General features: G+C 61.0%; 18 protein-coding genes and 2 pseudogenes. 8 read left to right on the forward strand and 12 right to left on the reverse strand.

The window, feature by feature from the left end:
* Positions 1–21: 21 nt before the first annotated feature.
* Positions 22–813: pseudogene (locus V5B59_RS02365) on the forward strand (transposase); the annotation flags it as partial.
* Here the strand turns inward: V5B59_RS02365 and V5B59_RS02370 are convergent.
* Entirely contained in the window at positions 810–1,061 is a 252-nt protein-coding gene (locus V5B59_RS02370) for a hypothetical protein (RefSeq protein ID WP_248594793.1), read from the reverse strand. The pseudogene V5B59_RS02365 and the gene V5B59_RS02370 sit on opposite strands and share 4 nt — an antisense overlap.
* A 304-nt stretch (positions 1,062–1,365) precedes the next feature.
* On the opposite strand from V5B59_RS02370, the pseudogene V5B59_RS02375 reads away from it, so the two are divergent.
* Both V5B59_RS02375 and V5B59_RS02380 read left to right on the forward strand, forming a co-directional pair.
* Positions 1,366–1,763: pseudogene (locus tag V5B59_RS02375) on the forward strand (adenylate/guanylate cyclase domain-containing protein); the annotation flags it as partial.
* A gap of 319 nt (positions 1,764–2,082) precedes the next feature.
* Positions 2,083–2,910 carry a PEP-CTERM sorting domain-containing protein gene (locus V5B59_RS02380; RefSeq protein ID WP_169070100.1) on the forward strand — a complete coding sequence of 276 codons (828 nt, stop codon included), beginning with the start codon at positions 2,083–2,085 and terminating at the stop codon, positions 2,908–2,910.
* 11 nt (positions 2,911–2,921) lie between these two features.
* Here the strand turns inward: V5B59_RS02380 and V5B59_RS02385 are convergent, their stop codons facing one another.
* The 9 genes from V5B59_RS02385 to V5B59_RS02425 all read right to left on the reverse strand — a co-directional run bounded on the left by V5B59_RS02385 (position 2,922) and on the right by V5B59_RS02425 (position 17,140).
* Positions 2,922–3,740, reverse strand: coding sequence for a S1C family serine protease (locus tag V5B59_RS02385; protein WP_169070101.1), 819 nt, complete (start codon positions 3,738–3,740; stop codon positions 2,922–2,924).
* On the reverse strand, positions 3,737–4,669 hold the full coding sequence (locus tag V5B59_RS02390) for a transglycosylase SLT domain-containing protein (protein WP_169070102.1): 933 nt from the start codon (positions 4,667–4,669) through the stop codon (positions 3,737–3,739). Before V5B59_RS02390 ends, V5B59_RS02385 begins: the two co-directional genes overlap by 4 nt.
* Positions 4,669–5,733 carry an NAD-dependent epimerase/dehydratase family protein gene (locus V5B59_RS02395; protein ID WP_372703578.1) on the reverse strand — a complete coding sequence of 355 codons (1,065 nt, stop codon included), beginning with the start codon at positions 5,731–5,733 and terminating at the stop codon, positions 4,669–4,671. The genes V5B59_RS02390 and V5B59_RS02395 overlap by 1 nt, the downstream gene beginning before the upstream one ends.
* A complete protein-coding gene (locus V5B59_RS02400; RefSeq protein ID WP_169070103.1) occupies positions 5,721–7,001 on the reverse strand; it encodes a nucleotide sugar dehydrogenase in 1,281 nt (426 codons plus the stop codon). Before V5B59_RS02400 ends, V5B59_RS02395 begins: the two co-directional genes overlap by 13 nt.
* Positions 7,002–7,049: 48 nt before the next feature.
* On the reverse strand, positions 7,050–9,833 hold the full coding sequence (gene prsT, locus V5B59_RS02405) for an XrtA/PEP-CTERM system TPR-repeat protein PrsT (RefSeq protein ID WP_169070104.1): 2,784 nt from the start codon (positions 9,831–9,833) through the stop codon (positions 7,050–7,052).
* Between the two features lie 43 nt (positions 9,834–9,876).
* A complete protein-coding gene (prsR, locus tag V5B59_RS02410) occupies positions 9,877–11,235 on the reverse strand; it encodes a PEP-CTERM-box response regulator transcription factor (protein ID WP_034911672.1) in 1,359 nt (452 codons plus the stop codon).
* Positions 11,232–13,343, reverse strand: coding sequence for an XrtA/PEP-CTERM system histidine kinase PrsK (gene prsK, locus V5B59_RS02415; RefSeq protein WP_288130159.1), 2,112 nt, complete (start codon positions 13,341–13,343; stop codon positions 11,232–11,234). The genes prsR and prsK overlap by 4 nt, the downstream gene beginning before the upstream one ends.
* Positions 13,344–13,404: 61 nt before the next feature.
* Positions 13,405–14,787, reverse strand: a complete 1,383-nt coding sequence (locus tag V5B59_RS02420) for a TIGR03013 family XrtA/PEP-CTERM system glycosyltransferase (protein ID WP_169070105.1) — start codon at positions 14,785–14,787, stop codon at positions 13,405–13,407.
* 307 nt (positions 14,788–15,094) lie between these two features.
* Complete coding sequence (locus V5B59_RS02425; protein WP_169070106.1) at positions 15,095–17,140, reverse strand: hypothetical protein; 2,046 nt, start codon at positions 17,138–17,140, stop codon at positions 15,095–15,097.
* Positions 17,141–17,564: 424 nt separating this feature from the next.
* On the opposite strand from V5B59_RS02425, the gene V5B59_RS02430 reads away from it, so the two are divergent.
* The 3 genes from V5B59_RS02430 to V5B59_RS02440 are packed head-to-tail and all read left to right on the forward strand — an operon-like array spanning position 17,565 to position 19,075.
* Positions 17,565–18,011, forward strand: coding sequence for an NfeD family protein (locus V5B59_RS02430; RefSeq protein WP_169070107.1), 447 nt, complete (start codon positions 17,565–17,567; stop codon positions 18,009–18,011).
* Complete coding sequence (locus V5B59_RS02435) at positions 18,008–18,874, forward strand: SPFH domain-containing protein (protein ID WP_169070108.1); 867 nt, start codon at positions 18,008–18,010, stop codon at positions 18,872–18,874. The genes V5B59_RS02430 and V5B59_RS02435 overlap by 4 nt, the downstream gene beginning before the upstream one ends.
* Before the next feature lie 57 nt (positions 18,875–18,931).
* Complete coding sequence (locus V5B59_RS02440) at positions 18,932–19,075, forward strand: hypothetical protein (RefSeq protein ID WP_169070109.1); 144 nt, start codon at positions 18,932–18,934, stop codon at positions 19,073–19,075.
* Between the two features lie 59 nt (positions 19,076–19,134).
* Here the strand turns inward: V5B59_RS02440 and V5B59_RS02445 are convergent, their stop codons facing one another.
* The gene (locus tag V5B59_RS02445; protein ID WP_169070110.1) at positions 19,135–19,587 is read right to left on the reverse strand and encodes an HIT family protein; all 453 of its coding nucleotides are present in this window, start codon (positions 19,585–19,587) and stop codon (positions 19,135–19,137) included.
* An 89-nt stretch (positions 19,588–19,676) separates the two neighbouring features.
* Between V5B59_RS02445 and V5B59_RS02450 the strand changes: the two genes are divergently transcribed.
* Positions 19,677–20,714: a patatin-like phospholipase family protein gene (locus V5B59_RS02450; protein ID WP_332351540.1), complete on the forward strand. Its 1,038-nt coding sequence runs from the start codon at positions 19,677–19,679 to the stop codon at positions 20,712–20,714.
* 8 nt (positions 20,715–20,722) lie between these two features.
* Here the strand turns inward: V5B59_RS02450 and V5B59_RS02455 are convergent, their stop codons facing one another.
* On the reverse strand, positions 20,723–22,225 hold the full coding sequence (locus V5B59_RS02455; protein ID WP_169070111.1) for an NAD(P)H-hydrate dehydratase: 1,503 nt from the start codon (positions 22,223–22,225) through the stop codon (positions 20,723–20,725).
* A 202-nt stretch (positions 22,226–22,427) separates the two neighbouring features.
* Here V5B59_RS02455 and V5B59_RS02460 point away from each other — a divergent pair, with 202 nt between their 5' ends.
* Positions 22,428–23,810 carry an erythromycin esterase family protein gene (locus V5B59_RS02460; protein WP_332351541.1) on the forward strand — a complete coding sequence of 461 codons (1,383 nt, stop codon included), beginning with the start codon at positions 22,428–22,430 and terminating at the stop codon, positions 23,808–23,810.
* Positions 23,811–23,860: the final 50 nt, after the last annotated feature.

The raw sequence follows: 23,860 nt of genomic DNA on the forward strand, positions 1-23,860 counted from the left end.
ACAAGTTATTTCTGGACAGATACTAAGCCGCAGATGGCTGCCGAGATGGTCAAGCGGGCACGAGCCGCCGGGGTGCGCTTTGGCTTCATCGGTGCCGACGGCCTCTATGGCCACGCGACTTGGCTGCTGTTTGATTGGGACGATGCAGGTGAGGTATTCGCCACCGAGGTGCACAGCGACCAGCAGTTTTACTTTACCGATCCGGGAAAGGCGTGGGTACCGGCCTGGGAAGCCCGCGAATGGGCCGCGCGCCTGAAACGAAAGGAGTGGCACCCGGTGATCCTGCGCGACGGGGAGAAGGGTGAAGTGCGCGCGATGTTTGCCCATACCCGCGTGTGGATCAGTCATCCGAACAGCGCACAGGCCCGCCAATGGCATCTCCTGGCACGCCGCGATGGCAAGGAGGTGAAGTTCATGCTCTCCAACGCGGCGCCCGACACGCCACTTCGCGAGCTGGCACGCATGCAGGCACAGCGCCACTTCATCGAGCGCGCCTTCGAGAATGCGAAAGGTTGCTGTGGGATGGCCGACTACCAGGTACGCAAGTGGCGGGCTTGGTACAACCACATGGCGCTCGTCTGCGTTGCACTACTCTTTCTCGTCAAGGAGCGGCGGCAACACTCACCCTACGCCGAGTTACTGTCCTGTGCCGATGTCGTCGACATGCTCGTGGCGCAGCTCCCGGTGAAGATTCACGGTCGCGAAGACCTCGTGCGAATCATCGCCGAGCGTCATGCACGGCGACAAAGCGCCCGCGACAGCGCCTACCGAAGGCAGCCGCCAGCACCCAAAAATGCCATTAGAATCTGTTAATGTAGAAGTACATGCCGGATGACGCCATCCTTGCCGGCCGCGTCGAGCGCCTGCAGAACGATCAGCAACGACTGCTTGCCGTCGGCGTAGAGCAGGCCCTGCAGCTCATCCATGCGGGCGATATTTTTCTGGATCTCCGGCAGTGCCGTTTCACTGGAAACATGTTCACCCGTTTGCGACGGATCAATGCTGGCAAGGCTGACTTTCTCGCCGGGGCTGACGAAGAATTGTTTGCGGTAGTCCATCATTGGCTACTCCTCAACAGATCATGCAATGGTGGGACAGTGTCAGGACCCTCGAAATCTCGTACCCTTGGAAGTGCAAACTAACCGAGGGGGAAAGAAGAGTGCTCGAAAATCCTGCCAGGATTGACTATAGCCCAGATACGAGGCCGATGCCATCGCGCGCTGCCATATGACCGAAGCAATGGGACGAGCTGGTCTGAAAGCGCCTTTCTGCCGTCCATGAGAGGGGTTTGGCCCCTAAATTTTGCCGATTTCCATGCGCTCGGTGGGGAAGCAGAAGGCCTCGTTGGCCAAAATGAGAATTGCTGGGCTGGAAAAGATCAAGACGATTGGCGATGCGTACATGGTCGCAGCGGGCATTCCCGAAGCACGTCCCGATCACGCCGTCGCAGCCGCGGAACTGGCTTTGCAGATGCAGACGGCGATCAAGGATTTCCCTGGGCTGGAGATCCGTATCGGTATCAATTCGGGTGCAGTAGTGGCTGGCGTGATCGGGAAGAAGCGCTTCATCTAGGCGACACGGTCAATATCGCCGCGCGCATGGAATCGCAGGGAATATCCGGCGAGATTCAGATCAGCGACGTGACGCGCGCCTTGCTGCCACCCGACTTCATCTGCAAGGATCGTGGCGAGATTGCAGTCAAGGGCAAAGGCCGGATGCGCGTCTTTCTTCTCAAAGGCCGCGCGACACGGACCAATTCATAGAGGTTCTGCGGATCATGACCAAGCCAGGCAATCCCATCGCCGCCGCAATGCCCGGCCTGGTCTCGACAATCCATAGCTCGCTGGAACTACACAGTGTCCGAGAGAGAGTGCTCAGTTCACTGTCGAGAATTTTTACATACCGGCGGCCAAGCGTTGGGCTACGCGCGACATGAACGAGAAAGTCATTGATTATTTAATCAATTGCACCTCGCAATGAGTTCTGGCCTGATTTATGCTTAGGTATTTCCTGCAGGCGCGCGACGTAGCGAGAGCGCCCGAGACAACCATAGTCTGACAACCTTTCGAGAGGAGGATGAACATGAACATGACACTCCAGCGCGCAGTGGTCGCCAGCGCAGTGCTCGCAGCATTTGGCGCGACAAGCATTGCCAATGCGGCGACCTGCCTCACTAACCCTTCTGATGTAGTTGGCAACCCTGTTTTCAACGCTACCGTTAACACATTCATCGGGCTCGGCATCAACCCGGGAACGACTTGCATCGAAAACGCGGTGTGGACGGACCCGTCCGGGTTCGGACTCGGAACCTACCTCAAGGGCGCGGAAGGATTCGGGTACGGGTATGACCCGACGACGCTCGGGGCCTACAACGGAGCGGGTTCCCTTGCCGCCAATGCCAACCAACGCGACTTCTATTGGGTACAGGACACCTCTGCCAACGCCAATCCTGGCGGAGCTGTGGGTAGCGGGCCCTCGCAAGGCATCATCTGGGATCTCGGCGGGCAGGCAAATCAGGTTGCCGTGTTCGTGTTCGTTGATCATGGACCTGTGCCTCAGGAGGTGTTGGAAAACACGGCGTGGCTCTCCAACGATCCGGACGCTACCGATGCCGGCTGGACTCAGGCCAGCCTTGTGCATGTCTATGGCGGCGGCTGGTCGGCAGACCCCGACATTGCTGACGGCTTCGTTGCGGTTTACCAGTTGCCGAGTGCAGCGACCTTCCGCTATGTATCCGTGACTTGGGGTGGGCCAGGCGCCATCCAACGAGACAACGACAACGAGATCGATGCGGTAGGGGGGCTGAACTTTGACGGTGGCGGCATCAAAGTCCCGGAACCCGGCTCGGTCGCGCTTCTCGGCCTGGGTTTAGCAGGCCTGAGCACAATCCGGCGTCGCCGATCGACCTGATCGACAAGCTTTTACTTGATCTGCGCCATCAACTCGCGCAGGAAGCGCACGGGAATGGCAAAGCTGATTCCCGAGGGCTTGCTGAGGGTCGATTCCTTGTTTTCCTTGACGAACACCATGTTGATGATGCCGATCACCTCGCCACGGTTCGTTTCATAAAGCGGGCCGCCGCTGTTACCGGGATAGGCGGTCGCGTCGAGCTGATAAATGTCGAAGCTGCCGCTCCTGATCTGCTGCACCACCCTGGCGTTGAGCTGGCGTGCATTCGCACCGGGCAGCACGATTGGGGTAATCGACGAGATGATGCCGCGGTGGGTGACTGGTGAAAGACCCAATGCGCCGCCGATCGGAAAGCCGGTGAAAGCAACTGACTCTCCTTCCCTGACCGGCTCGGAATCGTGCAGGGTGAGCGCTGGTAAAGCCTGGCCGTCAATACGCAACAAGGCCAGATCGTGTCCCTTGTCGACCAGTACCACTCTCGCCTGGCGTTGCTGGGCCGCGGTGCTGGCCGAACGGAAGACGATCACCAGCGTCTCGCCAGCAGCCAAATTGAGTTCTTCCTGAATCACGTGCGCGTTGGTCGCCACCTGACGACCATCACCGACCACAAATCCGGTACCGCGCATCACGAACTGCGGACTGCGCGTCAGTTGATGGGTGCCGACGACCACCACCGCAGGCTTCACCCGTTCGATCACCTCGGGCAGATCTGCCGAGACGGATCCAGCGACCAACAGCAAGACAGTGAACCGCACGACAGTCGTCCGCCATCCCGGAACGGTCGCCTTGCTCGCAGCACGCCCGGAGAGCAGCAAGGACAGGAATCTCATCCCTGGGCTCCCTTGCCCAGGCGGATCCGTGGCAACTCCGGAGAAGGCGTGGTGATCCTGGCGTCGTAGGGATGGTCATCGCGTTTGAAGAGGCCGATGATCCGCTGCACGTAACCGCGTGTCTCGGCGTAGGGAGGAACGCCGCGGTAACGGTTGACGGCCCCTTCACCAGCGTTATAGGCGGCTGCCACCAGGCTGACATCGCCTTCGAAATAGGCCAGCAACCACCGCAGATAGGCCAGACCGCCGCGCAGGTTCTGTTCCGGATTAAAGGGGTTCTTGACGTTGAAGCGCGCCGAGGTATCGGGAATCAGCTGCATCAGCCCCTGTGCGTTCTTGTTCGACAGGGCTGCGGTGTTGAAATTGGATTCGGTCCGAATCACCGCCAAAGCCAGCCGCGGGCTGACTCCATATTCGGGTGCCAGCTGGTGCACCAGGCCGACGACCATTTTCTGCGCTTCATTGCGCGGCAGCATTTCATCCCCGCCATCTTCGGCAGGCGGCGGAAGCAGCGGGCGCATGCACTCCGGCACCTCCGGCGTCGGGTCGCCAACAAAACGCTGCATCTTCTGTGACTGCAGATGCCCCTGCTTGGCGGCCAGGCTGAAAAAATAGGCTGCCCTGGCATCATCGCGCTCGACGCCCCGCCCGTTGGCGTACATCCACCCGAGACTGAACTGGGCTTCCGGGTCACCAAGTCGGGCAGCATCACAATATAGCTTGACCGCCCGCGCGTAATCCCTGGGCACCCCTTCGCCATGTTCATGCGCCTGCGCTTCCTTGCGCAAAGCCAGCAGCCGCTCGGCGGCCGCTTCGCTGGGAACATCCGCGGCAGCGACAGAGGTGGCGAGAAGGAATCCCAGCATTCCGCAGTGCACCAGCACGCCACGGCGCAGCAGTGCCAGACATCGAAAACAGTCAGGTTCCATCAACGGACTCCGTCGGCCACGCCAAAGCGTGACACATACCATGGGATCGCCGCCTGAACGCCCTCTGCGAGCCGGTGACTCGGGAGATAATGGAGGAGGCGCCCGGCTTTGGCAATGTCGGCCTGCGAATGGCGAACGTCGCCCGGCCGGAAATCTGCATACGCCGGCTGCATTTGCATTACCTCCGGTCGAAATGTGGAGAGTGCATCACGCAGGATCTCGAACAGGCGATTCAGCGTGGTCCGATCATCCACTGCAACATTGTAGACCTGATTCAGCGCTGCCGGGTCGGTGGTCGTCGCTGCCAGCAGGTTGGCCTGCACGGCATTGTCCACGAAGCAGAAATCACGGCTGGTCTCTCCGTCACCGTTGATGGTCACCTGCTCGCCGAGCAGCAGCGCACGCGTCCAGCGGGGAATCACCGCGGCGTAAGCGCCTTCCGGATCCTGACGGGCACCGAACACGTTGAAATAGCGCAAACCGATGGACGGAAAGGCATAACAACGTGCGAAAACCTCGGCATACAGCTCGTTCACCAGTTTGCTGACGGCATACGGCGACAAGGGCCGACCGATACGGTCTTCGACCTTGGGCAGCGCCGGATGATCACCGTAGGTCGAACTCGACGCTGCATACACGAAACGCTTGACGCCGGCATCGCGGGCCGCCACCAGCAGGTTGAGAAAGCCATCGACATTGGCTGCGTTGGTCGCCACCGGATTCGCCAGAGAGCGTGGTACCGACCCCAGCGCCGCCTGATGCAGGACGAAATCGACCGTGCGGCAGGCCTCGTGACAGGCGTCGAGGTCGCAAATGTCGGCCTCGATGAAGCGGTGACGCAGCCACTGCTCGGGCGCCACCAGCGAGCGCACCTCGTCGAGATTGCGACGATGACCGGTGGCGAAATTATCGAGGCTGATCACCGTCTGGTCGAGCTTGAGCAAGGTCTCGACCAGATGCGAGCCGATGAAGCCGGCACTGCCGGTCACCAGCCAGCGCGCCGGCTGCGCCAGCAGCCGTGCGCCGAGTACTGCCGGCAAGGCTGTGGAACTCAGAGACGCCACACGGTTACCCCTTGCGCTGCCAGCTCGGCCTCGTTGAACATGCTTTTCACATCGGCGAGGACGCCGCCCGGCTGCAGTTTGCCGACGTAGGCGGCGAGCGGCCGCGCCTTGAACTGGCGATGGGCAACCGCCGCGACAATCGCCGCAGCAGCCGGTAGCTGCTCCCAGGTCGTCAGTTCGACGCCGTATTCCTTGCGGGCCTCGTCGGCGTCGGCAACCGGTTCATGCACCAGCACCTGCGCGCCATAGGATTCGAGCTCCCGGATCACATCGATGACGCGGGAGTTGCGGAGATCCGGGCAGTCTTCCTTGAAAGTCAGTCCGAGCACGATGATTGGCGCGCCCTTGACCTGCCAGCCGTTGCGAATCAACTGCTTGATGGTCTGCTCGGCAATGAATTTTCCCATCCCGTCATTGATTCGGCGTCCAGCGTTGATCACCTCCGGGTGATAGCCGAGCATCTCCGCCTTGTGCGTCAGGTAATACGGGTCGACACCAATGCAGTGGCCGCCAACGAGGCCGGGGCGGAAAGGCAGAAAATTCCATTTGCTGCCGGCCGCTTCCAGGACCTCCAGCGTATCAATACCAATGCGATCGAAAATGATCGCCAACTCGTTCATCAAGGCGATATTCAGGTCCCGCTGCGTGTTCTCGATGACCTTGGCGGCCTCGGCCACCTTGATGCTCGAAGCCGGATAAACGCCGGCAGTGATCACGCTGCCATAGACCTCCCTGACCCGCTGCAGCGTTTCCGGGGTGTCCCCGGAAACCACCTTGACGATTTTCGTCAGCGTCCGCTCCTTGTCGCCTGGGTTGATCCGCTCCGGCGAATAACCGACAAAGAAGTCCTCTTTCCATTTCATCCCGGAAGATTTCTCGATGATCGGGATGCAGACTTCTTCGGTCGCACCGGGATAGACCGTCGATTCGAAAACCACCGTCGCACCACGCTTCAGGTTCCTGCCGACCGCCTCCGATGAACCGATCAATGGTCCGAAATCCGGTTGATGCGCCTGATCGACGGGCGTCGGGACGGCCACAATCACGAAATCCGCCTCTCTCAGGGCAGCCGCATCGGTGCCGACTTCCAGATGAATCGCCGCCTTGAGATCGGCGCTGCTCACCTCGCCGGTGGGATCGACATGCTGTCGATAGTGCGCCACCTTGTTTGCCGACAGATCGTAACCGATCGTTCGACGCTGCTTGCCGAACTCGACGGCCAGCGGTAAACCGACATAACCCAAACCCACCACAGCCACAATAGTCATCAGTTTTCCATTCTCAGATTGCTATTCGTTTTCAGCCACGCCGGCTTCCTACAGACCCTTGAGCAACTGCGCGACTTCTGCCTGCGCCGGGAACTTGTCGCCCAGCTTGGCGAGCTGATCCAGTTCGCTTCTGGCCTCGCTGTTCTTCCCGGCCTTGATCAGTGCCCTGGCGTAGTTGAGACGAATCTGCGACGCCTGTGGGGCCAGTTCCAGGGCCTTCTTGAACAGTCCCAGCGCGCGTGCGGCATCGCCCTTGTCCATCAGCAGAACCGCCAGGGTATCCAGCAGCGCCGGTTGATCGGGCGCCAGCTTGTTGGCCTTTTCGGCATACTCGATCGCCTTCGGGTCCTTGAGCTGGCCGGCGACCCAGGCCATGTTGTTGAGCACGACAGGGTTTTCCGGCTGTGCCTCGAGAAGAATGCGGTACTGTCGGGCGGCACCGGCATAGTCCTTGCGCGCGCCCGACATCTCGGCCAGATAGAGACGGAAGCGGTTGTCCTTGGCATGTTCCTTGAGCCACGTTTCAGCGAACTTGTCGGCCTCGGCAGTGTTACCGCCGGCCAGCAGTGCGGTATGCAGCTTGACCGCCAGATCGGCCGATGGAGCTTCCTTGAGACCGACACGATAGGCCGCTGCGGCCTCCACCCAGGCCTTCTTCGCCGCGTGTGCGTCACCCTCGAATAGGTAGCCGATGGCCTCCTTGGGCCTCTGCTTCTGTACTTCGCGAGCGACCTCGAGTGCTTCCTTGCTGCGACCGGCGTCGAGATCGAGGAGCATGATTCCGCGCTGTGCCTCCAGCGAATCCGGCTTGACCTGCAACGCCTTTTGCAGATTCTGCAGCGCGGCGTCCTTGTTTTTCGCCGCCACCTGAATCTCGGCCATGCGCAGATAGGGCAGGGGCGAATTGGGTTGCAAGGCAGCCATCTTGCCATAGGTAGCCAGCGCCTGATTGTAGTCCTCGGCGGCTTGCTGGGCGCGTCCGGCCGCATCCAGGATTTCCGGCCGTTCCGGTAGCGCGGCGACAGCCTCCTGGGCAGCAGAAAGCGCGCTCTTGGTCTCTTTCTTGCCCAGATACAGGCCGATCAGCGCCAGACGCGGTGCTGGGTCGGTCGGATTTGCCGTCACCGCCTTGCCGATCAGAGTCGCGATCTCTGCGGTCGTGCCACCCGCTTTTGCACGCAGTTGGGCGAGCGCCATGAACGCCTGCACATTCTTCGGATCTTTCTCGAGCACCGATTCGAAACGCTTCCTGGCGTCCTCCGGCTTCTTCTCGTTGAGATCCAGATTGGCCAGATTGGCGGCTGCCGGAAAGTAAGCCGGGTTCAGGGCCAGAGCCTTCTCGAAGCTCTTGCGGGCAGCCGCGGCATCGCGCTTGCCGAGCAGCGCCGTACCACGCAGATTGTGCGTCAGCGGGTTATCCGGCTGTTTCTTCTCGAGTACTGCGATGGCCTTGAGTGCCTGATCGAATTCGCGGCGCTGCAGGTGCGCCGCGATCAGGGCCAGATCTGCCCGGCTGCCGGTATCGGCTGCCGCCACCTGCTCGAGATCGCGGAATGCCACATCGCTGTCGCCTTTCGCCATGTTGACCATCGCCAGCGAGGTGCGCTTGGCAGGGTTTTTCGGGTCGAGTGCTGTGGCCTTGGCAAAATAGGTGCCGGCCTTGTCGACCTGCCCATTCTGCAGAAACACCTGCCCAGCCAACGCCAGCATGTTCGAATCCTTGTCGATCTTGTCGAGGACCGGTTCCAGAACGCCTAGAGCCTTGCTCGGCTGGGCATTGCGCAGGTAGCTGGCGATCAGGACGCGACGCGCGATGCTCAGTGGTGGTGTCCGCGGCAGCGCCTTGAGCAGGTAGGCCTCGGCCTGCGGGAAAGCCTGTGAGTCGTACTCGATCAGGCCCGCCAGTTGCAGGCCCAGAGGACTCTCCGGAACCACCTTGAGATGCAGGAGGATGGCGTCTCTGGCCGCCGCATAGTCCTTCTGCTGGTAAGCCAGCATGGCCCGCAGGTATTGGGTTTGCGGATGATTGGGGGCAATCTGCTTGAGCACCTCAATCTGTTTGCCGGCATCGTCGAGTTTGCCTTCCGCCAGCAGAATCCTGACGATCGCCGAATGCGCCGGCAGATAGTCCGGTTTGATTTCCAGCGCTTTCCGATAGGCATTCGTCGCTGCCGCGGCGTCGCCTTGGGCGGCAAACAGATCCCCCTTGAGTTGCCAGGCATCATACAGCCTGGGTTGTTTCTCCAGTGCCGAGTCGAGCAAGGCCAATGCACCTGGCAGGTCGCCGCGGCCTGCTTTCAGTCGTGCCTCACCGAGCAAGGCGGGGGCATGACCCGGTTGCGCCACCACCGCGGCGGCGTACGCCGCTGCAGCCTGCTCCTCCTTGCCCTGCATCAGGTAGGCCTGACCCACCGAAGTCTGCAAGTCGGCCTTTGCCTCCGGCGTGGTGAGCTGGACCTTGGCCAGTTCTTCGGTCACTTTCTCGGGCTGCCCGAGCATCAGCATGGTGCGCGCCAACAGCGGCGTCACCTGATCAGCCGGATAGTTCAAGTTCTGCGCCTTGCGCAACTCGACTTCAGCACCGGTCGGGTCGCCGCCTTCGAGCAGCGCCTTGGCAAGCAGGAAACGCGCTTCTGGAAGTTGCGGGTCCTGCTGCAAGGCATTTTTCAGCTGGATTGCGGCGGCCTTGTGGTCGTTCTTCGCCAGAAATGCCTTCGCCGAACTGAGCATGGTCTCCGGCTTCTCGCCACCGCAACCCACCAGCAGGAGAGTGGCCAGCAGTGCCGAAGCGGTGGCTTTGCGCAGCAGGTGCATCGAGTTACGAGTATTCATCAGAGTCCCCCCATGAGTTCGATCAATGTTTCCAGGAAAAACACTATTTCAGCCCGAATCTGTGCATCATGTCGTACAGGGTCGGACGGCTGACGCCGAGCAACTCGGCGGCACGAACGACGTTCCCGTCGGCGCGCGCCAGGGCGGTGATGATCACGCGTCGTTCGGCATGATCACGCGCATGCCGCAGGTCCAGCTTGATCGCTTCCTCCTGCTCCGCACCCGACAAACCGATGTCATCAGCGGTAATCTGGTTCCCATCGGCCATGATCACCGCCCGCTTGATGCAGTTCTCCAGTTCGCGCACGTTTCCCGGCCAGGGGTGCGCTTCTATCATGCGTACGGCGTCCTCGCGCAAAGTCATGTTGCTGCGATTGTTCTCGGCCGCAAACCGCCGCAGGAAGGCGTGCGCCAGCAAAGCAGCGTCGCCGGAGCGGGCGCGCAAGGGCGGAATATTCACGACGATCTCTGCCAGGCGATAGTACAAATCCTCGCGAAAACGTCCCTCATTGATCAGGAACTTGAGATTCTGGTGCGTCGCGCAGACGATTCGGACGTTGACCGGGATTTCTTGCCGCCCGCCCAGCCTTTCGATGACGCGCTCCTGCAGAAAACGCAGCAACTTGGCTTGCAGGGAGTGCGGGAGGTCACCGATCTCGTCGAGCATCAGCGTGCCGTTGTTGGCCGATTCGATCTTGCCCGGGGTTGTTTTTGCAGCCCCGGTGAAAGCCCCTTTTTCGTAACCAAAGAGTTCGCTCTCCAGCAAGTTGTCCGGAATGGCCGCGCAGTTGATGGCCACGAAGCGCTCGCGTCGCCTTGGCGACGCCTCATGCACACCGCGCGCCAGAAGTTCCTTGCCGGTGCCGCTTTCGCCAAGCAACAATACCGTTGCGTCGGTGACGCCCACTCGCTCGATGGTGCGACAGACGCGCAGCAACTCCGGGTCACGGGTGATCAGACCGGACAGCACGTCGGGTTGCTGCATCGCCAGCAGTCGCACGTTCTCCTGTTGCAGTTCATGGAGACGGTAGGCTCGCTGGATGGTGAGGCCAAGCATCTCGATCTCGAATGGTTTGGCGAAGAAGTCATAGGCACCCAGAGCAATCGCACGCAGCGCGTTGGCGCGATCGTTCTGACCGGTGAGGACGATGATCTTGGTATCCGGCGCCAGCGTCAGGATCTCTTCGAGCAACTTGAAACCTTCGGAGACGGAATCCGGGTCTGGCGGCAACCCGAGATCCATGGTCACCACCGGCGGCTGATAGCGTCGCACCAGCTGCAGCGCACTCTCACGATCATCCGCGGTGAGTGCTTCGTACTGGTCGAAAGCCCAGCGAATCTGTTTCTGCAGTGCTCGGTCGTCCTCGACGATCAACAGGTGCGGCAGCTTCTCTGTGCTCATTCTGATTCCTTCAGCAAGTCAGGGGACGCTGTGGCGTGTCCAACCTCAAACAATGGCAACAACAGGTCCACCTGCGTGCCGACATCAACAGCACTATCGACCGAAACCTTGCCGCCCAGTTCATGAATGTACTGAAAGCTTTCGTAAGCGCCAATCCCCATCCCCGTCGGCTTGGTGGTCTGGAAAGGCTTGAACAGGCGCTCGCGAACAAATTCGGGGCTCATGCCGTGCCCGCTGTCGCCTACTTCGACCAGGGCCTGTGTTCCTTGCCGGGCCAGTCTGACCCACACGCGCCCACGGTGCTCGGTGGCATCCAGTGCATTCTGCACCAGATGGCCGATCACCCGCTCAATGCGGTCTTCATGCCCGCGGGCGACCAGTCTCTCCTCGATCTTCAACTCGATATCCCGCCCCTGCCCGGATTTGGCGGTCTGAATCCGCCGCAGCACATCTGCCAGATCAATACCACGCGGACCGTCAAGCGGCGTCGCGCCTTCGCGTAATTGCATCATCAGCTTGCGCATCCGCTCGACGGAATGTTCAACGGTCATCAGCATGTCTTTCTGAAACTCCGGGTTGTCCCGATGGCGCTCGGCATTCTTGAGCATCAGCGACAACTGGGTGATGATGTTCTTGAGATCATGCACGACAAAGGCCGACATGCGGTTGAACGAGTCGAACTTCCGCACCTCGAGCAGAGCTTCACTGGCCTGCATCTGGCCGAGAAAGGCACCGGCCTGGCGAGCAGCCGTCTTCAGCAGATCATTGACCTCCCAATTGACATCGATTCTGGCGCGGGCCGTCGCCAGCACCACGAAGGCGATCAGTTCATTCCCGGTCGTCAGAGGCACCACCAGCCACGCATTCGGCACTTCGACCAGCCAGGCAGGGATCTCGAGACCATCGTAACGACGCGGCAGAGAACGATACTCTTCGAGGTTGATCACCCAGCCGCTGTCGAACAGAAAGCTGCACAAAGGGCTCCCCACATCCTCGGTCGCCGACGAGGTGGGCATGTTCCAGCACGCGGCCTGCGCAAAAAAACGACCCGATGGGTCTTTCAACCACAACGCACCACTCGGACTCTCGACCATGTCGGCCAGGCCACGCACCACATGCCGCCCCATGCTGGAGAAGCCGCCCTGTGAGGAAAGTGTCTGGGTAAAGCGCAGCCACTCCTCACGGTAGTCGTATCGGTAGCTGAAGAAATGCTTGCCCACCTGCACTCGCAGGCGCGCCCGCATCGAACCCGAAATAGTCAGTCCCGCCAACACCAGCAATGCCGCAAAGAGCAGCGCCAACTGCAATGCCCGCCCCCATTCGCCACCAAAGAAACGCACGTAATAGCCGGCAGCCGCCATGAACAGCAGATAGACGCCGACGATCAGCAGCGTTGCCGACTGCAGAGCGGCATGCTGCGACATCACCAGGCGTCTCTTCCAGTCATGGCTGCGAATCGCCGACAACGCCACCAGTGGCAAACCCAGGGCATGCGCAAAGCCGCGGATACTGAAGGCGTCTGCATCAATCCGGTTGAACAGCAGCGCGTCCGAGTACAGGTACAGGTCGAACAGGAAAACACCGCCAAGCCCGAGACACAAGGGCTTGATACTCCAGCGAAAGTCGGGAGAAACATTGCGGAACAGGCGCTCGACCAGCACCAGGCCGAAGACGCTCATCGCCAGGGATGCAAACAGAACCAGCCGTTGTGACGGCACCACGAGATCAATACCGAGTACCAGCAGGAGCTGCGAGGCGAAAGCAAGAACGAAGAGCAGCAGCGCGCAGCCGCTCAACCAGCCAAAGCGCGCCGGCGCCCGCTCGCCGTCTGTCGGTTCCGGTTTCATCAGGACGAAGAGAAAGAAATACCAGCCGCCGAAGCGCAGTACATCGGCCAACAGGCTGCCGGCGAGAAAAACCGCCGCTCCGGTCAGGGCAAAGGCCAGAGCCAACCCGCCCCATAGCGCGCTCAGGCTTACCGCCAGAAACATCGCACGACTGCGACCACCGGTGCGCCAGCCGGAAGCCAGGTAGAGCGTCAGGAAGGCCGCCAGAACTGCCGCCAGCCCGTAACTCCAGGCAGCGATCATTGCCATCTTGTTGTCCATCACCGTCGCCTGCTCTTTCGCAGCATGATCAGCGGACAGGAGGCAAGCCGCAGCACACTATTCATCGAGCGCCCTTGCCGGTCAAGACCACGCCGATGGTTTCGAAGAGAATGACCACATCAAGGAACAGACTGTGGTTCTTGACATAATACAGATCGTATTGCAGCTTCTGAACAGCATCATCGATCGTCGACCCGTAGTGGTAACTCACCTGCGCCCAGCCGGTGAGCCCTGGTTTGACGCTATGTCGTACAGCGAAAAACGGAATGTCGCGTGTCAGCTGGTCGACAAAATAGGGGCGCTCCGGACGTGGCCCAACCAGGCTCATATCCCCCGTCAACACGTTGTACAACTGCGGCAATTCGTCGATACGCAGCTTGCGCAGGATCCGACCGACGCGCGTCACACGATCATCATCGACCATCGCCCAGCGTGGCTTGCCGTCACTCTCGGCATCGTTGCGCATGCTGCGAAATTTGATGATCCTGAACAAACGACCCTCGAGACCGACCCGCTCCTGCCGATAAAAGACCGAAAACCCGTCTTCCAGGACGATCAGGATCGCTGCCAGCAGCATCACCGGCATGGCAAGCAGCAGCAGTGAGGACGCCACCACGACATCGAACAAGCGCTTGATACTCGTCCGCCGCCAGCTCTGCCGGAAGCCATCACCAAAAATCAGCCAGCCGACACGCAGGGAATCAAGACGAATCTGCCCAAGGGCACGTTCGAAATAGCTTGCCAGGTCGAGCACCCGGACACCGGACAGCTTGCAGTCCAGGAGTTCGCGCAAGGGAAGTGCGCCACCGCGGCGCTCACGCACGGCAACGATGATCTCGTCGACTCGCAGGGCATGCGCCGTGTCGGAGAGCGACCGATCCTGAGAAAGGATCACCTGGGAAGGGACGACGACCTCCATGTCGCTGCCCGACGGATAGAAGCCAACGATCTGAATATCCGGATCCGATTTACGCAGAACGCGGCCGACGTTTTCCGCTTCCTCACCAACCCCGAAAACCAGTACGCGGTGACTCAGCAAGGAACTCGATCGACTGTGCGCCAGATGCACGCGCCGCACCAGCGTTGCAAAAATGGCCGCCAGGCCGGACAGCAACATGAAACTGCGATCGACCTCGGCCACCGATAGCAGCGAAAACACTACATACGCCAGCGGAATCGCCAGGTAGAGAGACAGCACCGCGCGTGCCTGGGTCTCTTCCCTGGTGCGGCTATGAACCCGCTGATAGATACCCAGCCAGGCATTCAGGACGATCATCGTGAGCGCAAAAATCACGGCATAGAAAGCGACTCTCTCCAGTGCGAGCGGAGCGCCATGCCCGATCCACATGGCGGCAAGGATCACACACGCGACCGGGAACATCAGGTCGACGGCAACCTGGGCAAGCGTCTTCCGGTGAAACCAATGATTGAACACCTTGATCACGATAGACTCCTTGCAAGCATAAACCTGAAAACTTCTCGTTATGACCGATGCTCGGAGAGCTGCTTCACATCAGGAAAGCTCGGCAAATGTCACGAGACGAAGGCTATCACTGCAGATATGTAGAGACCGTGACCTAATGCACAAGCCGGGGACAATACCAGGGGTAACAAGCCGTGCTGTGCATGGTGAAAAGTAAGATGCTGCTTTCAAAAAACCAGATAAGCATAGGATAGAAAAAGATATTTTATAAATTGAATGGCTGATTTATGCTGGGATTATACATTGGGCGGCAACTTTCTGGGGGTTTTCAGGAATACGGGGAGGCGCGTGGAATGCCTGCAGGGGAACGCCCTTCGAGAAACAGGGCAAAGCATAACAGCAAGTAGAACAGGAAAGCAGACCTCGGCATATCCAGGACACTTGAGAACACCCCGACGACCGTACAAGCAGCCAGGGCCGCCAGCAAGTAAGGTGCGAGGACATGCGCGCGTCCGCGACCCTGCAGCAGATTGGCAAACGCCATGCCCAGCAGGCCGAGCAGCAGAAGCAGGCCAACGGCTCCCTGATCAATCAGCATCTCGAGGAACAGGCTGTCGACATGCCACGGCAGGAAGTAATGGCGACCGGCAAAAAACCAGTGCGCCATGCCGCCGGAAAAATCACCGTTGCCGAGTAGTTGATGGCCATCCGCAGCGAGAACGCTCAGATGATCCACATCGACGAAATCCGCCCCCCCCTCCAGCCGTAGCGAGAGAAATCCCGGCCACGATGCCGGCCAGCCTCGGGACCAGCCCTTGGGCGCAGTGAGGGTCACAACGAAATGCTGCCATTCATCGTCCGTACTCGGCAAGGCCAGGCCAGCCTGCGCGCAGGCCGCGGCATACAGAAGATGCTGCTGGCACAAGCCCACGCGCAGTCTCGCTGGCTGCGGCGCGTGCAGATCCATCGCCAGCGTATAAGTGCTCCCTGCAACAAGCTCCGGAACGCGTTGAAGCAGTTCGAAAGCGCCACCAGCACGTACGCTGTGGGGCGTTCGGAAAATGCGCAGATGGCTCCCCTCGCCTGCTTCGACGATCCGCAGGCGACCTGGCAGCGCACGTCCGGGAACGGTCTGTGAATAGTTTGCCGGGAAACGCCCGAGCCCTCTGCCCAGCAGCCATTCCGATGGCGCACGCAGCAGGCTCAGGCCCTCTTGCCAGTGCTGCACGCGGCCACCCAGATCGCGCTCGCCGGCCGACACCCTGCTGCCCATAAAATCCCCCAGGCACAGGACCGCGAGAACCTCAAGGATCAGTACACCGACCAGCACCCGAGTTCCCCTCCGCCGCCAAGGCTCCGGCTCGGGGACTCTGGCGGTGGCGGCAGGCCCGATGGCGCACGCCAGCCGAGATCGCCGCAACCAGGGCGCCGGCAAGCGCCAGGCGAGGACGACCAAGGACACGCCGACACCCAGATATACGGCACGAGAAAAAGTGGTCAGGCAGGCATGGCCAGCGACCACCGCCAGGCACGCAGCGACCGCCCAGCGCCATCGGGTGCGCGCGTGCACCACTGCATAGGCCGCAAACGGCACCGCCAGAGCGAGGAAAGCATCGATTGCCGCACCACCGACATGCATTTCCCAGAATAGCGCGGTGCTGCGATAAGGCGTTGAAAAATCAAGCAATCCTGGATACCCCTTACGTTCCCATACGACGGCCAGGCCGACCACGCCCAGGCCACTCGCCATCCCGGCCGCCAAGCCTTGCCCCGCCAGTACCGATCCCGCCAGCATCTGGCTCCGCAAGGCCGGTAACAAGAGCAGCACCAGAAAGAAGCTCTTGGCCGTGCGCAGACTATTCAAGGGCTCTTCATACCCCTGAAACCACCCCAGGGAAAAGCCGCCGGCATCGGCCAGTCCGTGCAGCGTTGCCCACAGGTAGGACATTGCCAGCGCGCCGATCCCGATCTTCGTCCAGCCGAAAGACTTTGTCTGCTCAGGCTCCCGGCGCGAGTCAACGGATGGACTCGCGAAGCACTGCGGCCCGGCGGACTGCTCGGTAACCGCCTGGGGTTGCGACATGCACCGTAATCGTCTGGCTGCCATGCGCGCATGGCAGCCAGCCGCCGCGCCAAGCACCAGCAAGTCGAACTCATCGATGCCGATCCATCCGGTCCACGCGGAAAAACTGGCGGCTGGCAACAGTGCCGGTAGAACGAACAGCCAGATGTCCGGGCGCCAGCAGACGGCCAGGCACCAGGCGACAAAAAGTCCGCTCAACAATGCCGGCCACAGCGGATGATGAACTGCAATACCAGCGCCGAGGAGAGTGGCCAGCGTCGCCAGCGCGCCCTGCATCAAGGTTAGCGCCAACTTCCCCCTTTCGCCGCGCGCCGGCAGGTGCTCCTCACCAGGACCGGCAGCACCCCGGCAAAGCCATTCGGACAACCCTCAGGTCCGCGCGGATCGGCGATGCGGCATCCTGTGCAACAACACGAGACTTCGCACAGTATGCGCATTCTGTCGTTTTCCTGACTGGTTGCCGAAGATTCTGTCGTTGGAACTGGATCATGTCAATCAGCAAATCCCTCGAAAGCCAGCGCGGTCGCCACACCGTTCTCTGCCAGAACGCCACCGTCTGCCGGCCGCTTGCCAGGGACTTCCCGCTGTGACTTGCCAGCAGCGGTATTATGGCGTCTAATCGATCCACATCCCGGTGCCGACGCTATGCACTTCTAGGCACTACGGCGATGTGCCGCCGCCATCCGGCGCGTGCGGGCAGATGGAGAGAGGCACTATGTTTTCGCCCGAATGGTGGCATTGGATGGTCCTCGGACTGATCCTGACGATGGCCGAAATAGCCATCCCGGCATTTTTCATGGTCTGGTTTGGCATCGCCGCAGCAGGCGTCGGCGCCATTCTGCTGGCCATGCCGGAACTCCCTGTGGCAGGTCAGATCCTGCTCTGGGCAGCGCTCTCGGCAGCGCTGGTCGGGCTCTGGTTTCGCTATCTCAAACCTCGCACCATGACCTCTGTCGGCACCTCGGCCGCCAACGTGGCCGGCGAAGTCGGCATCCTGATCACCGGGATCACCCCGGATATCCGTGCTCAGGTACGTTTTCAGAAACCGATTCTCGGTGCCGACGTCTGGGAGTGCTACGCCGATACGACGATCAGGGCGGGTGAACGGGTTCGCATCGTCGCTGTCGAAGGCAGTTACATCAAAGTGGAGCAAGCAAGATGACTGGTATGACCATATTTTCGATTGTCCTTCTCATCTTTGTTGCGGTCACCGTCGCCAATGGCGTTCGCATCGTTCCGCAAGGCGAAGAGTGGGTCGTGCAGCGCCTCGGCAAGTACCACAGCACCCTGCTGCCCGGACTGCGCTTCATCATTCCCTACATCGATATCGTCTCCTACAAGGTCACCACCAAGGACATCATTCTCGATGTCCAGGAGCAGGAGGTGATCACGCGCGACAACGCGGTGATCGTGGTCAATGCCATCGCCTTCATCAAGGTCACCGACCCGGTGAAAGCCGTCTATGGCGTCCAGGATTACTCCGAAGCGATCCGCAACATGATCATGACCACCCTGCGCTCGATCGTCGGTGAAATGGAGCTCGACCAGGCGCTGTCGTCGCGGGACACCATCAAGGCGCGTCTCAAAGCCGGCGTTGCCGACGAAGCGCTGGACTGGGGACTGACCGTCAAGTCGGTTGAAATCCAGGACATCAAACCCTCGCAGTCCATGCAGCGCGCAATGGAAATGCAGGCCTCGGCCGAGCGCGAGCGCAAGGCGATGGTCACCCGTGCCGAAGGCGAAAAGCAGTCGATGATCCTCACCGCCGAAGCACGCCTGGAATCGGCCAAGCGCGATGCCGCAGCGCAGGTGACCCTCGCCGAAGCGTCCTCACAGGCGATCACCAAGGTGAATCGTGCTTTTGGCGACAACGAACTGCCGATGCTCTACCTGCTCGGCGAGAAATACATCACCAGTCTCGGCAAGATCGCCGAGTCCGACAACGCCAAGATCGTCCTCCTGCCTGCCGACATTCAGAGCACCTTGCGCGGGCTTTTTCAACGGGTGAACAAGACCGGTCAGTGATTTCTGCCAGTCCTGTCCTTTTCCCTCAACCCTCCCCCTCACGGTAATGGAGAGGCAATGAACGCAGGCTGGATCATCTTTGGCATCTGCATCCTATTCGTTCTCGGCGCCGCACTGCCGCTCATCCGCGATCATCGCGCCGACAAGGATCCGCCCTTGCCGCGCAAGGAAACGCTGCGCGACTGGCGCAACGAAAAGTAGTGCCCCCCACCGCCAGGCCTCACGGCTTGGGCGTATCGCCGCTGACCGGCGACGCGCAGTCAATCGCTACAGGCCGCCTGCAGTTCCTGGTGAATCAGCGCGAGAACGCTTGCCTGCCGATCGTGCTGCTGTTCGGCCAGCGCCGGGAAAGCCGGCCAGCCCGGATCGACCCACTCCAGCCCGGCAAACTGGCGACTGGCCGCGTAACGGGGAATGACGTGAAAATGCACCTGGTGATCGACCATCATCAGCATCAGGTAGTTGATGCGATCGTAGCCGAAAGCCGACTGCACTGCCCTCTCGAGTTTCCCGAGCAAACCGGAGAGATCCGCCATTTCTGCAGCCGTGACCTGCGAAAATTGCGCCGCATGACGATTCAGCGACAAGACGCCGCAGCCCAGGGTTACCTGGCCAGGTCGTACCGACCACGACCAGGCAGGGGTTCTCGCGACCAGCAACTCGTCAACCCGGAACTTTGCGCGAAACCCCGCAAGCATCTGCGATCCGTCCATTGCTGGTCTCTCCTCGATTCAGAAAACCGTAAAGGTAACAGAAGTTCCGGGAATACCTGCCACGCCGTTGCCAGCGTGCCCGGCAAAATGTGTCAAAATTGTCCCGGATGCCGGTGCTGACCGGCATCCCACCCATACACGCAGAGGGAACGATCATGGCCAGATACGGTTTCGTCGCATCGGGCGGCGGTTATCGGAGCTTTTACAGCGAAGGAGTGCTGGTGTGGCTGAAGCGCAACGAAGTGCCGATCGTGCATATCGCTTCGACCAGTTCGGGAAACAATATCGTCCTCGACTATCTGCTCTGGGATTGGTGGCACGAAGAGCTGCCGCCGGTCCTGACGCGCACGGTCCGGCTCAACGTCACCGACATTTTTCATATCTTTGCCAATTTTCTCGGCTTGCGCCCGCAGTTGCTGCCCACCGGCACGCATCTGTTCACCGTCGACAAGGACAGTTGCCGCAAGTCGCTGCTGCTCGATGACAAGCGCCGCCGCGAACTGTTGGCCGAGCATCTCAAGACGCTGCGCTGGGACATCCGCGCGACCAATCTCAGCCAGCGTCGGGGATGGTTTTTCAACGTCAATGAGATCCTGACATGCATTGACGATGCCAGTCTCGATGTATTCATGGACGCTTTCCTCGCCGGCATCACTACCCTCCCCTATTTCAAGGCGATCAGCATTGATGGAGATTACTACATCGAGGGCGGCTACCTGGACAACACACCGCTGCGGACGCTGTTCGAGGATGATGAAGTCGACGAGATCATCGCCGTCGACTTCACCGATTACGACTACCATGGCGAACTCGAAAGGCTTTACCACGCGAAGCCATTGACTCTGCCGTTCAACAGCATCGACACGCACCTGCTGGTCAGCGACCTGCAACTGACGCTGCCCAACACCCGCATTTTCGCGCAGGCGACCCTGATCAACGAGATGCTCAAGGCGATGGGTACAACGAGCGCCGAGATCGGCGGCCGGCGCTATTACGCCAAGCCCTTGCACGTGCTGCGCCCGAAGGACCTGCAGAGCATGACCATTTCGCTCAAGGACAGCAGCGCCCAGAAGCGCTATTTCGAGCTCGGTCAGCAGGAGGCAGCGAGGCTGTTCAAGACGGCATAGCCGATGGCCTATCGGCCGTTCGCCACCCAGCGGTTGAAACCGGCGCGCGCGCTGTCGATGAGTTCTCCGGCGGTCAAGCCGACCGGTCCGCAGCCGCTGGCGACGCGTTCGTCGGCCGCGGCGCCGTGCAGATGCACCGCGGCCAGCAGGGCTTCGAGCGCCGGCCAGCCCTGCGCCAGAAGCGCCACGATGAAACCGCTGAGCACGTCGCCGCTGCCGGCGGTCGCGAGACCGGGATTGCCGCTGGTGTTGATGAACCAGCGGCCGGCAGGCGTGGCGATGATGCTGCCGCAGCCCTTCAGCACCACCATTGCCTGGTAACGCGCGGCGATTGCCAGCGCGGCGCCAGCACGGTCGGACTGGACGAAGGCGGTGTCGCAAGCAAGCAGGCGGGCCGCCTCGGTCGGATGTGGCGTCAGCAGCGTTGGCCCCTGGCGCGCCAGCACGGCCTGCTGCAAACGGTTTGCGCCCGCCAGCAGATTCAGCGCGTCAGCGTCGAGCACGAGCGGGATGTCGAGCAAACTGGCGCGTTCGAGCAACGTGATGGCTTCGTCGTCGCACCCCATGCCTGGACCACAGGCGAGCGCGCTGAGGCCGGCGGCGAGCAGAGCGTCCGGCTTGCGGAGCATCAGTTCCGGCTGTAACGGGTCGATCGCAGGCGCCTGTCGATCGAGCAGGCCGAGATAGACGCGCCCGCTGCCGAGCCTGAGCGCTGCGCGACCGGCCAGGAAAACGGCGCCGACCATGCTGCTCGCACCACCGAGAATGCCGGCGCTGCCATGGCTGCCTTTGTGGCTGTTTTTGGCACGCGGGTGCAGGCAATCGGCGAACAGGTCGGTGCCGATCGTCCGTGCCGTCGCTATCGCCAGCCGCTCGGCGTCGAGGTCGAGCGTGGCGACCGAGATCGAACCGCAGTAATCCGGGCCATCCGCAGTGTACAGACCCGGTTTGGCGGCGATGAAAGTGATGGTGTGACTGGCGCGAATCGTCGTGCCGCAGAGTTTTCCGGTATCGGCGTCAAGACCGCTCGGACAGTCCAGGGCGAGCAGCGGACAGCGGTCGCGTGCGGCAAGGGCATTGGCGGCCAGAACGAGTTCGCCATGGAAACCGCCGATCGGACGCTGCAGACCGATCCCGAAGAGGCCATCGATGATCAGCGCCCAGCGCTGGCCGGAGGGAATGCTCTCGAGCACGCTGCCGCCGTCGTCGATGAAGCGTCTGCAGGCGGCTGCGGCATCCTTCGGCAAACGGCCGAGTTCGCCGACAAAGACCATGCTCACGGCAAAGCGACGTTCGCGCAGGTGGCGGGCAGCGACGAAAGCGTCGCCGCCGTTGTTGCCCGGCCCGGCGAGAACCAGCAACGCCCCCCCCTGCAGGCGGCACAGCGAGGTCGCGAGGTCGGCAGCAGCCAGTCCGGCGCGCTCCATCAAGGGCTGGTGAGCAGCGACCGTTTCGATGTTGCGCAGATCGGCGGCGCGATAGAGTGCTTGGGATCGAAGGCCTGTCTTCATGATCGGATCCTAGTCCAAAGTATTGGTAATTGGTATAGACCAGTTGCACGGGTAGCGGCAAGCCCTGACACAGGCTGGGTACGGAGCATGCTCCAATTCATTCGGCGATTGACCGCGGTTGATGAGGAAAAATATACTCTCGCCAGCGGCGCTGGATGTTCTGTCCCGCACGGGTCATCCTACTCTTTACATCGCAAAATCCATGAGATCAGCTGCTCCGAGGATGTTTTTCCGTCCGCCGCCGATGAGCCGCTTGCGGCGGCTGGCCATCCAGGTTCTGTTGCTGCTCGCCTGCCAGGGACTCCTGGCGGGCGAGAGTGCGCAGCCGCCTGCATCGGCACTGGTCGCCCGGATGCGCGACAACGCTCAGGCCATCACCAACAAGGTCAGTGACTACGATCGACTGCTTGCTTCGATCGGCGATGCGAGCATCGTCCTCTTGGGCGAAGCGACGCACGGTAGTGCCGAGTTCTACGACGAACGTGCCCGCATCACGCAACGGCTGATCAATGAGAAAGGCTTCCGGGCCTTGGTTCTCGAGGCTGGCTGGGCACCGGCGACACGGCTCGACGATTTCGTCCAGGGGAGGCTGCGCGGAGCGGATGCGACGACCGCCTTGCGCGTGTTTCAGCACTTCCCGCGCTGGGTGTGGCGGAATGAACAGTTCGCCGGCTTTCTCGAATATCTCAAGGAATCGCAAGAGGATTCGCCGCCCACCAGTCCGGCCATCTCGGTATACGGAATGGATCTGTATGGCGTTCCGGAAGCGATCGACCAGGTCCTGCGCTACCTCACGACATACGATCCAGCGGCCGTCAGGCAGGCCAGACGCGACTACCGGTGCTTCGCCCCATACAGCCGGCCGCCGCTCGATCCACAGCTCTATGGACGCGATGTGGCCAACGGCAGCATGCCTTCCTGCGAGAGATCGGTGCAATCCCGTCTGAAGAAAATGCGCAAACTTGTTGGAGCAGATCCAGCGCCGGCTGCGTTTGCCGCGCTGATGAGCGCGCGCACGATCGCTGGTGCTGAAGCCTACTACCGGACGCTGTATGCACTCGGCTCCCGCGATTCCTGGAATCTGCGCGAACGCTTTCTCGCCGAGTCGCTGCGGATACTTCTCGAACGACACGGCAAGATCGTCGTCTGGGCACACAACACCCATCAGGGAGACGCGCGCGCGACCGATCAGGTGCTGGCGGGTGAGCTGTCGATCGGCCAACTGATGCGAGAACAGATGGGTGAAGAGGCGGTTTACCTGGTGGGCATCACCACTTTCAGCGGCAGTGTCCGTGCCGCTACCGGCTGGACGACTCCGGATCGGGTCAAGACGCTGAGACCGGCGATCGAAGGAAGTTGGAGCCGTCTGCTGCACGACGTCGGCTTGCCGGCGTTCGTGCTGGTTTTTCGCGGCAATGCCGATCTCATCGACGCGCTCGATCGGCAACAGCTCGACCGGGACATCGGCGTCAACTACCTGCCCGATGCGGAACTCGAGAAACACTACTGGCACTCGTCGCCAACAAAGCGCTTCGACGCATTGATCCATATCGACACGACCCGCGCCCTATTGCCTCTACCTTGAGGCTGACGAAATTGTGCACCGCTCGATGGCGATGCCGTCCAGGCCAGCGG

The organism is Candidatus Accumulibacter contiguus (assembly GCF_036625285.1).
In the GTDB taxonomy this organism is placed as follows: domain Bacteria; phylum Pseudomonadota; class Gammaproteobacteria; order Burkholderiales; family Rhodocyclaceae; genus Accumulibacter; species Accumulibacter contiguus.

Bases quoted from the DNA above. Each gene is read 5' to 3' on its own strand.
- V5B59_RS02370 (WP_248594793.1), bottom strand. From the start codon at position 1,061: ATGATGGACTACCGCAAACAATTCTTCGTCAGCCCCGGCGAGAAAGTC.
- V5B59_RS02380 (WP_169070100.1), top strand. From the start codon at position 2,083: ATGAACATGACACTCCAGCGCGCAGTGGTCGCCAGCGCAGTGCTCGCA.
- V5B59_RS02385 (WP_169070101.1), bottom strand. From the start codon at position 3,740: ATGAGATTCCTGTCCTTGCTGCTCTCCGGGCGTGCTGCGAGCAAGGCG.
- V5B59_RS02390 (WP_169070102.1), bottom strand. From the start codon at position 4,669: ATGGAACCTGACTGTTTTCGATGTCTGGCACTGCTGCGCCGTGGCGTG.
- V5B59_RS02400 (WP_169070103.1), bottom strand. From the start codon at position 7,001: ATGACTATTGTGGCTGTGGTGGGTTTGGGTTATGTCGGTTTACCGCTG.
- prsT (WP_169070104.1), bottom strand. From the start codon at position 9,833: ATGAATACTCGTAACTCGATGCACCTGCTGCGCAAAGCCACCGCTTCG.
- prsR (WP_034911672.1), bottom strand. From the start codon at position 11,235: ATGAGCACAGAGAAGCTGCCGCACCTGTTGATCGTCGAGGACGACCGA.
- prsK (WP_288130159.1), bottom strand. From the start codon at position 13,343: ATGGACAACAAGATGGCAATGATCGCTGCCTGGAGTTACGGGCTGGCG.
- V5B59_RS02430 (WP_169070107.1), top strand. From the start codon at position 17,565: ATGTTTTCGCCCGAATGGTGGCATTGGATGGTCCTCGGACTGATCCTG.
- V5B59_RS02435 (WP_169070108.1), top strand. From the start codon at position 18,008: ATGACTGGTATGACCATATTTTCGATTGTCCTTCTCATCTTTGTTGCG.
- V5B59_RS02440 (WP_169070109.1), top strand. From the start codon at position 18,932: ATGAACGCAGGCTGGATCATCTTTGGCATCTGCATCCTATTCGTTCTC.
- V5B59_RS02445 (WP_169070110.1), bottom strand. From the start codon at position 19,587: ATGGACGGATCGCAGATGCTTGCGGGGTTTCGCGCAAAGTTCCGGGTT.
- V5B59_RS02455 (WP_169070111.1), bottom strand. From the start codon at position 22,225: ATGAAGACAGGCCTTCGATCCCAAGCACTCTATCGCGCCGCCGATCTG.
- V5B59_RS02460 (WP_332351541.1), top strand. From the start codon at position 22,428: ATGAGATCAGCTGCTCCGAGGATGTTTTTCCGTCCGCCGCCGATGAGC.